The 15,448-nt window shown below is 70.2% G+C and carries 13 protein-coding genes; all 13 read right to left on the minus strand.

Features of this window, described 5'->3' with window-relative positions; all coding sequences use genetic code 11:
• Position 1 precedes the first annotated feature (1 nt).
• The 13 genes from QE454_RS16115 to QE454_RS16175 all read right to left on the minus strand — a co-directional run bounded on the left by QE454_RS16115 (position 2) and on the right by QE454_RS16175 (position 15,381).
• Entirely contained in the window at positions 2-649 is a 648-nt protein-coding gene (locus QE454_RS16115; RefSeq protein WP_307459694.1) for a SatD family protein, read from the minus strand.
• 51 nt (positions 650-700) lie between these two features.
• Positions 701-2,131, minus strand: coding sequence for an argininosuccinate lyase (gene argH / locus QE454_RS16120; protein WP_210071846.1), 1,431 nt, complete (start codon positions 2,129-2,131; stop codon positions 701-703).
• A gap of 204 nt (positions 2,132-2,335) precedes the next feature.
• Positions 2,336-3,448 carry a heparan-alpha-glucosaminide N-acetyltransferase domain-containing protein gene (locus QE454_RS16125; protein ID WP_307459689.1) on the minus strand — a complete coding sequence of 371 codons (1,113 nt, stop codon included), beginning with the start codon at positions 3,446-3,448 and terminating at the stop codon, positions 2,336-2,338.
• Positions 3,445-4,368 carry an ornithine carbamoyltransferase gene (gene argF / locus QE454_RS16130; protein WP_210071848.1) on the minus strand — a complete coding sequence of 308 codons (924 nt, stop codon included), beginning with the start codon at positions 4,366-4,368 and terminating at the stop codon, positions 3,445-3,447. Before argF ends, QE454_RS16125 begins: the two co-directional genes overlap by 4 nt.
• On the minus strand, positions 4,365-5,582 hold the full coding sequence (locus tag QE454_RS16135; RefSeq protein ID WP_210071849.1) for an acetylornithine transaminase: 1,218 nt from the start codon (positions 5,580-5,582) through the stop codon (positions 4,365-4,367). The genes argF and QE454_RS16135 overlap by 4 nt, the downstream gene beginning before the upstream one ends.
• Positions 5,579-6,481, minus strand: a complete 903-nt coding sequence (gene argB, locus QE454_RS16140; RefSeq protein WP_307459685.1) for an acetylglutamate kinase — start codon at positions 6,479-6,481, stop codon at positions 5,579-5,581. The genes QE454_RS16135 and argB overlap by 4 nt, the downstream gene beginning before the upstream one ends.
• A complete protein-coding gene (gene argJ / locus QE454_RS16145; RefSeq protein ID WP_307459682.1) occupies positions 6,478-7,635 on the minus strand; it encodes a bifunctional glutamate N-acetyltransferase/amino-acid acetyltransferase ArgJ in 1,158 nt (385 codons plus the stop codon). Before argJ ends, argB begins: the two co-directional genes overlap by 4 nt.
• Positions 7,632-8,681 (minus strand): N-acetyl-gamma-glutamyl-phosphate reductase, encoded by a 1,050-nt coding sequence (argC, locus tag QE454_RS16150; protein ID WP_307316064.1) that lies wholly within the window; start codon positions 8,679-8,681, stop codon positions 7,632-7,634. Before argC ends, argJ begins: the two co-directional genes overlap by 4 nt.
• Positions 8,682-9,183: 502 nt before the next feature.
• Positions 9,184-11,694, minus strand: coding sequence for a phenylalanine--tRNA ligase subunit beta (pheT, locus tag QE454_RS16155; RefSeq protein ID WP_307459679.1), 2,511 nt, complete (start codon positions 11,692-11,694; stop codon positions 9,184-9,186).
• Entirely contained in the window at positions 11,694-12,734 is a 1,041-nt protein-coding gene (pheS, locus tag QE454_RS16160; protein ID WP_307459677.1) for a phenylalanine--tRNA ligase subunit alpha, read from the minus strand. Before pheS ends, pheT begins: the two co-directional genes overlap by 1 nt.
• A gap of 83 nt (positions 12,735-12,817) precedes the next feature.
• Complete coding sequence (locus QE454_RS16165; RefSeq protein ID WP_210071855.1) at positions 12,818-13,735, minus strand: amino acid ABC transporter permease; 918 nt, start codon at positions 13,733-13,735, stop codon at positions 12,818-12,820.
• A complete protein-coding gene (locus tag QE454_RS16170) occupies positions 13,732-14,382 on the minus strand; it encodes an amino acid ABC transporter permease (RefSeq protein ID WP_307459673.1) in 651 nt (216 codons plus the stop codon). The genes QE454_RS16165 and QE454_RS16170 overlap by 4 nt, the downstream gene beginning before the upstream one ends.
• 78 nt (positions 14,383-14,460) lie before the next feature.
• Positions 14,461-15,381: a glutamate ABC transporter substrate-binding protein gene (locus QE454_RS16175; protein ID WP_210071857.1), complete on the minus strand. Its 921-nt coding sequence runs from the start codon at positions 15,379-15,381 to the stop codon at positions 14,461-14,463.
• Positions 15,382-15,448 lie beyond the last annotated feature (67 nt).

Consider the following 15,448-nt stretch of genomic DNA (forward strand, 5'->3'; position numbering starts at 1 on the left):
ATCATGAGCGCACCCGCGCGGTGAGAGCCGCGAAGCCCTCGACGAGAGCGGCGGAGCCGGCGGCGGAGAGCGCCTGTGATACCGCGGACTGGCTGATGCCCTCGATGTCGGCGAGTTCGCGCTGAGAGCGTCCGACGCAGCGTCCGTAGGTCAACCGACGCGATCGCTCGCTCATGGCCGACACGAGCTGGTCGCGGCTCAGGGCGTAGGCGCGGGCCAGCGCGATGGTCTCGGTCATGGTGGCATCCTGCCCCTCGGCGAGAACGATCCAGGTGCGCGCGAGCGGCGCGGCGCGGGTCTGCAGCCGTTCGATGTGGTCGATGGCCTCTCGAGCGGCCCACCATGCCGGGCCCTCGGGGACGGTGCGGTCGGCGAGCTCGATCGGTCGCACCTCCCCCACTCCTACACCGAAACGGCAGTCGACGTCGTCGGGCAGGGCCAGGCGCAGCAGCAGGAGCGAGGCGAGCGCACCGGAGAGGTCGTCGTACTCGCCCTGCAGCTCGTCGCCCACGACGGGCGCGAGGGGGGCCCCGGCGACGGGCAGATCATGCTGAACCGCGCGCACCGACTCGACGATGGCCCGCTGCGCGCCGGCGCGATCGTCGAGTCGCCGAGAGGCGATGATGTCGGCGATCACAGCGACGGTCATGAGATAAGCCTAACGCTTATTATCTTGTCTTGATAAGCGAATAGCTGATACTCAGGCGATGAGTGAGCGAGATGCCGCCTGCGCCCGGGCCACCAGCTCTTCGCGCTGTTCGCGCACGCGCTCGGGAGCAGTACCGCCGACGCCCGTCCGGCTCGACACGGACCCCTCGATCGTCAGCACTTCGCGCACCCGCGGGGTGAGCTGCGGCGACACCGAGGCGAGCAGAGCGTCGTCGGCGTCTTCGAGTCCGATCTCGCGCTCCTCACACGCCCGCACCAGGGCCCCCGAGATCTCGTGGGCGTCGCGGAAGGCCACCCCCTGACGCACCAGCCATTCGGCGACGTCGGTCGCGAGCGAGAAGCCCTGCGGGGCGAGCTCGGCCATGCGATCGGTGTGGAAGCGGAGCGTGGCGATCATGCCCGAGAACGCGGGCAGAACGAGCTCGAGGGTGCGCACCGAGTCGAAGACGGGCTCTTTGTCTTCCTGCAGGTCGCGGTTGTACGCCAACGGCAGGCCCTTGAGCGTCGCCATCAGCCCCGACAGGTTGCCGATCAGGCGGCCGGCCTTGCCGCGCGCGAGTTCGGCGATGTCGGGGTTCTTCTTCTGCGGCATGATGCTCGAGCCGGTCGAGTAGGAGTCGTCGAGGGTGACGAAGCCGAACTCGCGGGTGTTCCAGAGGATCACGTCTTCGGCGAGGCGCGAGAGGTCGACGCCGATCATGGCGGTGATGAAGGCGAACTCGGCGACCACGTCGCGCGAGGCGGTGCCGTCGAGGGAGTTCTCGGCCGGACGGGCGAGACCGAGGCGGTCGGCCACCAGCTGGGGGTCGAGGCCGAGGGTCGCCCCGGCGAGCGCACCGCCGCCGTACGGCGAGACCGAGGCGCGCACCGACCAGTCGCGCAGGCGCTCGAGGCCGCGGACGAGAGCCCAGCCGTACGCCTGCAGGTGGTGGGCGAGGAGCACGGGCTGCGCGTGCTGCAGGTGGGTGCGACCGGGCATGATCGCGCCCTCGTGCGCCTCGGCCTGAGCGACCAGGGCGTCGATGAGGCGGAGGAGCTCACGCGTGATGGTGCGCGAGTGATCGATCAGGTACAGCCGCACGAGAGTGGCGATCTGGTCGTTTCGGCTGCGACCCGCGCGGAGCTTGCCGCCGAGAGCCGGGCCCACGGTCTCGATGAGCACGCGCTCGAGAGCCCCGTGCACGTCTTCGTCGCCGGGTGCGGCGAGCAGCGAGCCGTCCTGCACGCGGGCCGCGAGCTCGTCGAGGCCGTCGTGCATGGACTGCGCCTCGTCGGCCGTGAGATACCCCGCCGCCTCGAGAGCGGCGGCGTGGGCGTGCGAACCCTGGATGTCGTAGAGCGCGAGATCCCAGTCGAAGTGGGTCGAGCGGCTCAGCGCCGCCAGCTCGGGAGACGGTCCGCCCGAGAAACGGGCTCCCCACAGGGCGCCCTCGTTCGTCGATTGACCGGTCTCGCTGCTCATGCCGTCCAGCCTACCGAGGGCCACCGACGCCGCCGTCGGCGCGCGGCCCCGAACCGGTGACGCTCCCCGTGCCACATTCCGGAGAAATCGCGCCCGCCGGCACCGACCACGCCAGAAACCGGCCCCGGCGCACATTCCTCCGGAGTTCCGCACACCCCGCGCCGCACACCCCGCGCCGCGCACCCCGAGGCCAGGCCCCCGGCGTCAGCGGTGAGGTGTGATCGGCGGCCGGGTATCCCGGCCGACGATTAGACGCACGACGGCGTCGACGAACATCTCGAGGGGGCCGCGGCCGATCGTGAGCGCCCAGACCGTGCAGCCCACGATGAGCCCGAGCGTCAGGGGGACGAACAGCCCCGCCTCGCGGATGCCGACGAGGTCGGACGTGTCGCCCAGCAGGGCGGAGGCGACGATGGCCCAGACGACGAGTTGCAGCACGTACGCGGTCAGCGGCATCGACCCGACGGCCCGCAGCGGCAAAGCGACCCAGCGCAGCGGCGTGCGGCACAGCAGCAGGCACACCCCGATCGTCAACAGCGCGAAGCCGCCGGAACCGATGACCTCCCACAGTCCCGAAGAGTGGTCTTCGGCGGTCAGCACCGCCGCGAGATACGGATCCCCCGCCGCCACCGGGGCCGTGGCGATCGCGAAACCGTACCCGGCGAGCGCGAGCGAGGCGCCCGCCATGGCGAGCAGCGCCTGATCCGTGACGTTGCGCAGGTCGAGTCGGCCCACGCCCATACCCGCCAGCAGGAACGCGATCCACACGGTGAACGGGTACGCCCACCCCACGGCGGCCTCGAGCTCGGCTCCCGCCGGACCCGCCCAGATCGGCGCCGCGTCGAGGAACGGCTGGATCCACGGCATGACGATCGCGAGCACGCCGGCGGTCAGGAACAGATTCCGCGCACGCATGCCCAGAAACGGCAACGCCAGCACGAACAGCAGCGCGTACGCCGGGAGGATGACGTAGACGGGCACTCCCGTCATCACCAACGACAGGCCGATCGCCCAGAGCAGGGCTCCGCGCAACGCCAGCCGGGCAGCCGCGCGGGGTCGTCGCTGCGGGGCGAGCGGCCGCGGTCCACCGGTGACGAGGGCGATCGAGACCCCCGCGAGCACCGCGAAGAGGATCGACGAACGACCGTTCACGACGGTGACCCACGTGCTCGGATCCGGTGTGAGGGTGCGCTCGGTGTCGAGCAGGTGCGCGGCGAGCATGCCCAGGACGGCCAGCCCGCGCGCGAGGTCCACGCCGACCAGCCGGCCCGGTCCGTCGAAACGGGACCAGGCGCGGCCGAGCGGCGAAGAGGTCACTGCTGACGCAGAAGCCACACCAGGAGCGCCTTCTGGGCGTGCAGACGGTTCTCGGCCTCGTCCCAGACGACGCTCTGCGGCCCGTCGATGACCTCGGCGTCGACTTCGTAGCCGCGGTCGGCGGGCAGGCAGTGGATGAAGATCGCGTCGTCGTCGGCGCGCGCCATGAGCTCACCGGTGACCTTGAAGCCGCCCAGGTCGCGGATGCGTGCGATCTTCTCCTCCTCTTTGCCCATCGAGACCCACGTGTCCGTGACGACGACGTCGGCTCCGGATGCCGCGGCCTCGGGGTCGGCGAGCAGGGTGATCGACCCGCCGGTCTCGGCGGCGATGCGCTCGGCGTCGGCGATCACGTCGGCGCGCGGTGCGTAGTCGGCGGGGGCCGCGACACGCACGTGCATGCCGGCGGTGACCCCCGCGAGGACGTACGAGTGGGCCATGTTGCTCTGACCGTCACCGAAGAACGACAGGGTCAGGCCCTTCAGCTCGCCCTTGTGCTCGCGGATCGTGAGCAGGTCCGCCAGCAGCTGGCACGGGTGGAAGTCGTCGCTGAGCGCGTTCACCACGGGAACGCGCGTCCCGCGCGCCATCTCTTCGAGACCCGCCTGCGCGTAGGTGCGCCACACGATCGCGGCGACCTGGCGCTCGAGCACGCGCGCGGTGTCGGAGGGGGTCTCCTTGCCGCCGAGCTGGCTGTTCGCGGTCGAGATGATCAGCGGGGAACCGCCGAGGTCGGCGATCCCGACCGCGAACGAGACACGCGTGCGGGTCGACGACTTGTCGAAGATCACGGCGACGGTCTGAGGGCCCTCGAGCGGCTTCTGCGCCCAGCGGTCCTTCTTCAGCTCGATCGCGAGGTCGAGGATCTCGGCCTGCTCAGCCGGGGTCAGGTCGTCGTCACGCAGCAGGTGGCGGGTCACGCGGGGGCTCCTTCGAGGATCAGGGCATCGGAGACGGTGGCCAGCGCGGCACCGAAGAGATCGAGGAACGCCGAGACCTCGGCATCCTGGATCGTCAGGGGCGGCGCGATGCGGATCGAGTCGTCGTTCGCGGCGTTGACCACCAGGCCGTGTTGCTGGGCGGCGGCCACCACGGCCTTGGCGACGGGGCTGTTGAGCCCGATGCCGAGGAGCAGACCGCGACCGCGCACGCCCGAGACGAGCGGGGAGCCGAGGGCGGCGATCCCCTCGCGCAGCTGGATCTCGCGGCGGGCGGCGTTCTCGACCAGTCCCGCCGACTCGATCTCTTCGAGCACGGCCCCGCCGACGGCGGTGCCCAGGGCGTTGCCGCCGAAGGTCGAGCCGTGCGTGCCGGGGAAGAAGAGGTCGCTGGCCGCGCCGAAGGTGATGAGCGCGCCGATCGGGAAGCCGCCGCCGATGCCCTTGGCGACCGTGATCGCGTCGGGGACGATCCCGGCATGCTGGAAGCCGAACCAGGCACCCGTGCGACCGGCACCGGTCTGGATCTCGTCGACGATCAGCAGGGCCCCGTGGCGCGCGGTGATCTCGCGCGCAGCCTGCAGGTAGCCCTCGGGCAGCTCGACGACCCCGGCCTCGCCCTGGATGGGCTCGACGAGCAGCGCCGCCACGCGCTCGTCCATCGCGGCCTCGAGAGCGTCGATGGTGGCGTCGATGTGCTCGACGCCCGGCACCATCGGCAGGAAATCGGCCTGCAACGCGGGCTTGCCGGTGAGGGCGAGAGCACCCATCGTGCGGCCGTGGAAGCCGCCCTTGAGGGTCAGGATCCGGGTGCGGTCGGTACCGCGACCGTGCAGGCGCGCGAGTTTGAGAGCGGCCTCGTTGGCCTCGGCACCCGAGTTGCCGAAGTACACACGGCCCGACTCGCCCGTGCCCGCGAGACGCTTCAGGCGCGCGGCCATCGCCAACTGCGGGGGCGTGGCGAAGTAGTTCGACACGTGCGCGAGCGTGGCCGCCTGATCGGTGATCGCCTTCACGAACACGGGGTGCGCGTGGCCCAGGGCGTTCACGGCGATGCCCGCGAGGAAGTCGAGGTACTTGGTGCCCTCGCTGTCCCAGACGTACGCGCCTTCTCCGCGCACGAACAGCGCCATGCGGTCGCCGAAGCTGCGGACCAGGTCGCGTCCGGCGTCGTCCTGCCAGGTTGCGGTGGTCATGCGACCACCTCCGTTCCGATTCCCTTGCTGGTGAACAATTCGACGAGCACCGAGTGCGGTACGCGTCCGTCGATGATGGCCGCGGTGGGCACTCCCCCGTCGACGGCGTCGAGACACGCCTGCATCTTCGGGATCATCCCCGACTCGAGCTTCGGCAGCATCGTGCGCAGCTCCGTCGAGGTCAGGTGCGACACCAGCGAGTCACGGTTCGGCCAATCGGCGTAGAGCCCGGGGACGTCGGTGAGCACGACGAGCTTCTTGGCGTTGAGGGCCGTCGCGAGCGCCGCCGCCGCGGCATCCGCGTTCACGTTCAACGAGGTGCCGGGGTTGTCGAGGTCGGGCGCGATGCTCGACACGATCGGCACGCGGCCGGCGGCCAGGTGGTCGAGGACCGGCTGCGGGTCGACCGTGACGACATCGCCGACACGACCGAGATCGTGCTCGACGCCGTCGACGACGACGCCGCGACGGCGGCCACCGAAGAGTCCCGCATCTTCGCCGCTCAGGCCGGTGGCCAGGGGGCCGTGGGCGTTGACCTTCGCCACGAGCTGCGGGTTGATCTGCCCGGTCAGCACCATGCGGACCACGCTGATCGCCTCGGTCGAGGTCACGCGGTAACCGCCGCGGAACTCGCTCGGGATGTCGAGGCGGTCGAGCATCGACGAGATCTGCGGGCCGCCGCCGTGCACGACGACGGGCTTGACGCCGACGTAGCGGAGGTAGGCGATGTCGGCGGCGAAAGCGTTCTGCAGCTCGTCGCTGACCATGGCGTTCCCGCCGTACTTCACCACCACCACCTGGTCGCGGTACTTGCGCACCCAGGGCAGCGACTCGACGAGCGTGACCGCCCGTTCGCTCGCCTGGGCGGGATCGGTGTCTTGGAGGTCGACGTGGGTCATGAGGAGTAAGCGCTGTTCTCGTGGACGTAGTCGTGCGTGAGGTCGTTGGTGCGGATCGTCGCCGTCGCCTCGCCGACGCGCAGGTCGATGACGAGGTCGGTGGCGCGCGGGGTGAGGTCGACGTCTTCGCGGGGGCGGTCGGGGCCGCCGGCGGTGCACACGCGCACCCCGTTCATCCATACGTCCACGTCGTACGGGTCGAAGGCCGCGTCGGTCGTGCCGATCGCGGCGAGCACGCGGCCCCAGTTGGGGTCGTTGCCGAAGATCGCCGCCTTGAACAGATTGTTCCGAGCGACCGAGCGACCGACCTCGACGGCATCGTCCTCGCTCGCGGCGTTCACGACCTGGATCGTGATGTCGTGGCTGGAGCCCTCGGCATCGCCCTGCAGTTGCGCGGCCAGATCGTCGCACACCGCGGCGAGCGCGGCGGCGAACTCATCGGCATCCACGCGGATGCCACTGGCTCCGCTGGCGAGGAGCGTGACCTGGTCATTGGTCGACATGCACCCGTCGGAGTCGAGGCGGTCGAAGCTGACCCGCGTCGCAGAGCGAAGGGCCGCGTCGGCCTCGGCAGCGTCGAGCACGACGTCGGTCGTGAGAACGACGAGCATGGTCGCCAGGCCCGGGGCGAGCATGCCGGCGCCCTTCGCCATCCCGCCGATCGACCATCCCTCACCGGCGTGGACCGCGCGCTTGGGCCGGGAGTCGGTGGTCATGATCGCCAGCGACGCGTCTTCTCCGCCCTCGGCGGACAGGGCGGCCACGCCCTCGTCGACGCCCCGCAGAACCTTGGCCCGGAACGCCTCGTCCCCCGTGCCGATGAGGCCGGTGGAGCACACCACCACATCGCCCGCTCCGACACCGAGGAGCTCGGCGGCGCGCTCAGCGGTCTGATGGGTGGTCTGGAAGCCGAACGAACCGGTGAAACAGTTGGCCCCGCCGGAGTTCAGGACGACCGCCTCGATCGTTCCGTCCTTGACGACCTGCTCCGACCAGAGGATCGGGTTGGCCTTGGCGCGGTTCGACGTGAAGACGGCGGCACCCACCTTGAGCGGGCCGCGGTTGACCACGAGGGCGACGTCGCGCGCGCCGGTCGATTTCAGGCCGACCGCCACACCGGCGGCCTCGAATCCTGCGGGGGCGGTCACGCTCACGGGGCGACTCCGTTCAGGGGAAGGGCGGTGGTCTCGGCGAGACCCAGCGCCAGGTTCATGGACTGGATGGCAGCGCCGGCGGTGCCCTTGACGAGATTGTCGACCGCCGCGACGACCGTCACCCGGTTCGCCGCGCGATCGATCGCGATTCCCATCGATGCGATGTTGGCGCCGAGCACGTCGGCCGTCCGCGGGAAGACGCCCTGGGGAAGCAGCTCGACGAAGGGCTCGCCTGCGTAAGCCGTCTCCCAGGCGCCGCGGATCTCGGCATCCGTCACTCCCTCCCGGATGGGAGCGGACGAGGTGGCGAGGATGCCGCGCGACATCGGAACCAGAACGGGGGTGAAAGAGAGCCGTACGCCGTCGCTCGGCGCTCCGGCTGCCACCAGCGCCTGGCGGATCTCGGGAATGTGACGGTGCGTACCGCCAACGGCATATGGGTTGGCGGAGCCGAGGATCTCACTCGCGAGGAGGTTCGTCTTGGCCGACTTCCCGGCACCACTGGGGCCCACGGCGAGCACCGACACGATGTCGAAAGGATCGATGACTCCGGCGGCGACACCGGGAGCGAGGGAGAGAGCGACGGTGGAGGCGTTGCAGCCGGGAGCGGCGATACGCGCGGCCCCGCGGAGGTTCTCGCGCTGCTTTCCCCCCGCGACGGGCAGCTCGGGGACGCCGTAGGCCCACGGGTCGGGGTGAGCCCCGCCGTAGAACGCCGCCCAGTCCTCCGCCGAGGTGAGGCGGTGGTCGGCACCCGCATCGATCACGAGCGGGGTCTCGGCCAGGGCGTCGGTGTACTGCGCGGACTGCCCGTGCGGCAGAGCGAGGAACACCACGTCGTGCCCGGCGAGCACCTCGGGAGTCGTCGGTTTCAGCTCGAGGTGCGCGAGGGAACGCAGGTGCGGCTGGTGGGCGACGAGGGGCTGCCCCGCGCTGGAGTGCGCGGTGACGGTGCGGATCTCGACGTCGGGATGAGAGGCCAGGAGGCGGAGGATCTCGCCGCCCGCATAGCCGGAAGCGCCGGAGACGGCGACCGAGAGGGTCATGTATCCACCTTACGAGTCGGGGCTGGTGCTGAAATCAGCGTGAACCGGGGCGGCGACGCCCGTACGCCCGACCGAAGGCGGGTTACGAGGTCGCCGAGAATCGGCGCGCGACCCGACGTCGACGCTCGCCACCGGTGCTCACGAAGAGCTCCTCGGTGCGCACGGTGATCGACGACATGTGGCGAGGGTATCCGCAGCGCGGGGATGGGGGCAAATCGAGCCTCCCGCCGGCCGGCGACGATCGATGCGCGCGTGAATCTAGGGGCTCGTCCCCCTTTGTCCCCCAAATGGGGGACAAGAAACCGGTATGATGAAGTACCTGCCCTCATCGCCGGGCGCTTCCGGCAGCCCCCCTTACCGGCGGTGAGGGCAGGCCCACCCTGCGCGATCGCGCCCGAGCGTGTGACGCACACCACGCCGTCGAAGAGAGAATCCGCCGACAGCGGGAACGCCGAAGCGCCGCACGGCCCGAGCCGGCGGCGCTCCAGAACGCGTGGAATGCTCAGTCGCGAATCGCGGCGCCGAAACGCTCGGCGGCCACGGCGACACCGGCGAGCTTCGCCTCGGTCGCCTCGGCCGCGGTGAGCGTGCGGTCCTCGGCGCGGAAGCGCAGGGCGAAGGTCAGGCTCTTCGTCCCCTCGGCCAGACCCGGGCCGCGGTAGTCGTCGACGAGCCGCGCGCCTTCGAGAAGCGGAGCCCCGCCCTCGAGAAGCGCGGCACGCACCGCGCCGGCGGCGACGTCGGTCGAAACCGTCAACGACACGTCCTGAGTCGCGGCCGGGAAGCCCGAGAGGGATGCCGCGACCACACGCGCGTGAGCGAGCTCGAGCATCGCGTCGAGGTCGAGCTCGGCCACGAGAACGCGACCGGGCAGGTCGGCGGCGGCAGCGACCGCGGGCAGCAGCTCGCCGACGTAGCCGATGTCGGTCCCCGCGGCGAGCACGCGAGCCGTGCGACCCGGGTGCAGGGCCGCACGCTGCGCCTGCACCAGCTCGATATCGAGACCCGCGGCGGCGGTGAGCACGCGCACGGCGTCGACGGCGGCGGCGAGGTCCGCTGCCACCGCGGCCTGGCCGGGCTGCTTGGCCACGGTGTTTCCCGTCAGCAGCACGGCGACGTGGCGACGCTGCGGCGGAATCGATGCGTCGAGGGCCGTGAGCGTCGCGGCATCCGGTCGCACGGCCAGCGGCGGCACCGACGGGGTGCCGTATTGCACGCCGGGCTTCGGCAGGAACACCGTGCCGGTCTCGAACAGCGCGAGATCCACGATGCCGCGCGAGACGTTGCGGTGCGCGACCTGCAGCAGGGCCGGGACGAGGGAGCGGCGCAGGAACGGCGCCAGGCCGTCGAGCGGGTTCGCGAGCTTCACGCTCGGCAGCGGGTCGCCCGACGGCGAGCCGTGCAGGGCGTTCTGCTCTTCGGTGGTGAACGGGAACGACGGCGTCTCGACGAAGCCGGCCGAGGCCAGGGCGTTCGCCACGCGACGGCGCCCCTGCTGAGCGGAGGTGAGGCCGCGACCGGACGGGGGCGTCGGGAGCACGGACGGGATGCGGTCGTAACCCTCGATGCGCGCGACCTCTTCGGCCAACGTCCACTTGTCGCCGAGGTCGTGACGCCAGGACGGTGCGGTCACGGACCAGCCGCCGTCGCGCTCGTCGACCGTGCAGCCGATGAGGCGCAGGGCCGAGACGATCTCGCCGTCGGTGTACTCGACGCCGATCAGACCGGGCACGAAGCCCGCCGGAAGCGTGATGGCCTCGCGACGGTAGGTCGAACCGAGCGAGGCGCCCAGCTCCGTGTCGAGCGTGCCGCCGGCCAGCTCGACCATCAGCGTGGCGACGCGCTCCGCCGCCACGTACGGCACGAGCGGGTCGACGCCGCGCTCGAACCGGCGCGAGGCTTCGGAGGGCAGCTTGTGCCGTCGCGCGGTGCGGGCGATCGATACCTGGTCGAAGGTGGCGGCCTCGATGAGCACGTTGCGCGTGGCGTCGCTCATCTCGGTGAGCCCGCCGCCCATGACGCCGGCGAGACCGATCGGCCCCGACTCATCCGTGATCAGCAGATCTTCGGCGTGGAGCGAACGAACCTGGCCGTCGAGGGTCTCGAGCTTCTCGCCCTGCTCCGCGCGGCGCACCGTGATGCCGCCCCGCAGACGGTCGAGGTCGTAGCCGTGTATCGGCTGGCCGAGCTCGAGCATGACGTAGTTCGTGATGTCGATGAGCACCCCGAGGGAGCGGATGCCGGCGAGCGACAGGCGCGTGATCATCCACGGCGGCGTCGGACGCGAGGGGTCGACGTCTCGCACGATCCGCGCCACGAACTCGGTCGCGCCGTGGCGTCCGCGAATGGGTGCCTGATCGGCGACCGTGACCGGGAAACCGGAGGGCGTGCGCGCTGCAGCCTCATCGTGCCCGAGGCCCGGATCGCGGAAGTCCGCCCCGGTCGCGTGCGAGTACTCGCGGGCGACACCGCGCAGCGACAGGGCGTAGCCGCGGTCGGGGGTGACGTTGATCTCGACCGCGAGATCGTCGAGACCGAGGAGCGCGATGGCATCCGTTCCGACCGGCGCATCGATCCCGAGATCGACCAGGCGCAGGATGCCGCCGTGCTCGCTGCCGAGCCCCAGCTCTTTCGCCGAGGCGATCATGCCGTCGGACACGTGGCCGTAGGTCTTGCGGGCGGCGATCGGGAAGGGACCGGGCAGAACCGAGCCGGGCAGGGTCACCACGACCTTGTCGCCCTCGAAGAAGTTGCCCGCACCGCAGACGATGCCGCGCACTCCCCCGTGCTCGGCGCCCACGTCGACCTGGCACCAGCGGATGGTCTTGCCGTTGGACTGGGGTTCGGGGATGAACTCCTTCACCTCACCGACCACGATCGGGCCGGACAGCTCGAAGCGGTGCACGTCCTCTTCTTCGAAGCCGACCGACACCAGAGCCGCGAGGACGTCGTCGGGCGTGGCCTCGGCGGGCACGTCGACGTACTCGCGCAACCAGGAGAGCGGGACGCGCATCAGACCACCATTCCGAACTGCTCGCTGAAGCGCACATCGCCCTCGGCCATGTCGCGCATGTCTTGCACGTCGCTGCGGAACATGAGCGTGCGCTCGATGCCCATGCCGAAGGCGAAGCCCGAGTACTCCTCGGGATCGATGCCTGCGGCCCGAAGGACGTTGGGGTTGACCATCCCGCACCCGCCCCACTCGATCCAGCGCGCCCCGCCCTTGAAGGTGGGGTGCCACAGATCGAGCTCGGCACTCGGCTCGGTGAACGGGAAGAAGTTCGCGCGGAAGCGCGTCTTGGCCTCGGGCCCGAACAGCACGCGCGCGGCGTGATCGAGCGTGCCCTTGAGGTGCGCCATCGTGATGTTCTTGTCGATGACGAGACCCTCGAACTGCGTGAACACCGGCAGGTGCGTCGCATCGAACTCGTCGGTGCGGTAGACCCGGCCCGGGCACAGCACATAGATCGGCAGGTCGCGCTCGAGCATCGACCGCACCTGCACGGGGCTGGTGTGGGTGCGCAGCACCAGGTGGCGCGCGACCGGGTCGACGAAGAACGTGTCCTGCATCTGACGCGCGGGGTGGTCGACGTCGAAGTTGAGCGCGTCGAAGTTGAACCACTCGTGCTCGAGCTCGGGGCCCTCGGCGATCTCCCACCCCATTCCGACGAAGATGTCCGACACCTGCTCCTGGAGGAGCGAGATCGGATGCCGCGCCCCGACGCGTGCGCGCTGCGGAAGGGCGGTGACGTCGATGCGCTCGGCCTCGAGCTGGGCGGCGGTCTCGGCTTCGGCCAGCTCGCTCTCTCGAGCGGCGAGCGCCTGGTTCACCTGACCGCGAGCCTGCCCGACGAGCTTGCCGAAGGCGGCCTTGTGCTCGGGGGCGACATTGCGCATCTGGGCGTTCAGCTGCGCGAGAGAGGACTGCTCCCCCGTGTGCGCGGAACGGGCGGACTTCAGTTCGGCCGTGGTCGCGGCTGCGGCGATGGCGGCAAGCGCTTCATCGACCGCGGAGGCGACGGCCTCAGGGGTGATCTCGGGTGCGTCGGACACGAGATGAGAGTCTACCGACGGGCGGGGACACTGCCCCGCCCGTCGGTAGGTCACATCGTCACTCGGAGTGTCTGCCGAGAGCGTCAGGCGGGAGAACCCGGGTCGTGCTTCCCGAGACCGCGCTGAGCGACGATCAGCTCGGTGTCGGTGCCGGTCTGCCCCGCCGGCTCGGCGGGGGCGACGTTGCCGCCCTTCGGCGACCGGCGCAGACCGATCTCGACGCGGTGCGCGGTGTACGACAGGGCGAGGCACATCGCGACGTAGATGACGCTGGCGACCATCGCGGCGGGGATCAGCGGCGACCCGTACTCGCCATTCGATCCCAGCAGACGTGCGAAGTACAGGAGTTCGGGGTAGGTGATGATGAAGCCGAGTGCGGTGTCTTTCAACGTCACCACGAGCTGGGCGATGATCACGGGCAGCATGGCGCGGATCGCCTGCGGAAGCAGGATCAGGCGCATCACGCCGGCCTTGCGCAGCCCCACAGCGTACCCGGCCTCGCTCTGGCCGCGCGGCAGCGCCTCGACGCCCGCGCGGATGACCTCGGACAGGACCGAACCGTTGTAGAGGATCAGCGCGATGACGACGGCCCAGTACGACGACATCTTGATACCGACGACGGGCAGGCCGTAGTACAGCAACAGCATGAAGACGAGGACGGGGACGGCGCGGAGCAGTTCGACGACCCACCCGACCGGAAGGCGCACCCAGCGGTGGTCGGACATGCGGCCGATGGCGAGGATGAATCCGAGGACGAGCGCGCCGACGGCCGCGACGGCGAACGCCGCGAGAGTCGCCAGCGTCGCCTGACCGAATCGCTCCCAGATCGCGCTGTAGCTGAAGACGTTCCACTTCGCCGCCGAGAACTGGCCGGTGTCGATGAAGCGCCACACGACGAAGCCGATGACGGCGGCGACGAAGACGAGCGTGATCACGCCGAGGATGCGGTTGCGCAGCTGCGCGCGGGGACCCGGCACGTCATAGAGGACGGAGGAACTCATCGGGCGACCTTCCACTTCTTCTCGGCGGCGCTCTGCAGCCCAGCGAGCAGCAGGACGAGGATGACGAAGACCGCCATCACGAGGAGGATGGTGACGAGCTGGTTCTCGCCGTTCTCACTCATCGTCGCTCGGATGTTTCCGAGGTTGACCACCGAGAATCCGGCGGCGACGGTGGTGTTCTTGAGCAGGGCGATGAAGACGCTCATCATCGGCGGGATGACCGAACGGGTCGCCTGGGGCAGCACGACGAGCGTCATGACCTGGCCGAAACCGAGGCCGAGCGCGCGAGCCGCCTCCGCCTGGCCCACGGGGACGGTGTTGATGCCGGCGCGCAGGGTCTCGGCCACATAGGTCGCGGTGTAGATGCCGAGGCCGCACACGGCCAGCGTCAAGAAGCTGCCGCGCGGGACGTCGATCAGCAGCGGGACGCAGAACGCGAAGAAGAACAGCACCAGCGTGAGCGGGGTGTTGCGGATCCAGTTCACGTAGACCGCGCCGACCGCGCGCGCGATGGGCACGGGCGACACGCGCATGGCGGCCACGATGAAGCCGAGCACGAGCGCGATCAGGCCGCCGCCCAAGAAGAGCACGACCGTCCCCCAGAGCGCCTGCGCCCACAGGTCGGGGTAGTCGAAGATCTGGTTCACCGTACGCTGTCCGTTTCTCTCTCGTCGTCCTCGTCGGGCGGTGCGGACGGCGCGGTGTGCGCCGCCCGCACCGGGAGATCAGCTGACGGGGTCGACCGCCGGCTGCTCGCCCTTGACGCCCGAGGCGCCGAGGTTCTTCTCGAAGATGGCCTCCCAGGTGGAACCGCCATCGGTGAACATGGTGTTCACGAACTCCTGGAAGGCGGTGTCGCCCTTGGCGATGCCGACGCCGTAGCGCTCCTCACTGAAGGGCTCGCCCGCGATCTTGAGGTTGTCGGGGTCCTGCGCGGCGTAGCCGAGGAGGATCGCCTCGTCGGTGGTCACCGCGTCGACCTCGCCGTTCTTCAGCTTCTCGACGCACTGCGAGTAGGTGTCGAACTCGACGACCTTGGCCGGCGTCTGCTCGCGGATCCGCTGGATCGGCGTCGAGCCGGTCACCGAGCACACGGTGGTCTCGGCCGTGAGCGAGTCCTTGCCCGTGATGGTGTCGTTGTCGGCGGCCACGAGCAGGCCCTGACCGGTCAGGAAGTAGGGACCGGCGAAGGAGATCTGGTCCTTGCGCTTGTCGGTGATCGAGTAGGTCCCGACGTAGTAGTCGATGTCGCCGTTGATGATGGCCTGCTCGCGGTTTGCCGAGGCGATGGCCTTGTACTCCACCTTCGAGGTGTCGGCCGGGTCGTACCCGAGGGACGCGGCGATCCAGCGCGCGACGTCGACGTCGAAGCCCTTGCGCTCGCCCGTCACGGGGTCGAGGTAGCCGAGGCCGGGCTGGTCTTCTTTCACACCGACCACGATCTTGCCGGCCGAGGTGATCTTCTCGAACGTGGGGCTGCCGTCGATCTTCACGTCGGTGGCGACCGCGCCGTAGACGGGGGCGTCGGAGCCGCTGCCGCCGTCGGAACCGGGGGCTGCGCCCGGGGTGCCGCTGTTGCAGGCCGTCAGGGCCAGCAGGCCGGCGGCGACGATGCTCGCGCCGGCGAGAAAACGAGTTTTACGCATGTGATGTCTCCTTGGTTACGTGTGCTGTGCGGATAGGGGTCGTCGGTGACGGCGCGCGAGATCGACC

The sequence above is a fragment of the Microbacterium sp. SORGH_AS_0454 genome (genome assembly GCF_031453395.1).
In the GTDB taxonomy this organism is placed as follows: domain Bacteria; phylum Actinomycetota; class Actinomycetes; order Actinomycetales; family Microbacteriaceae; genus Microbacterium.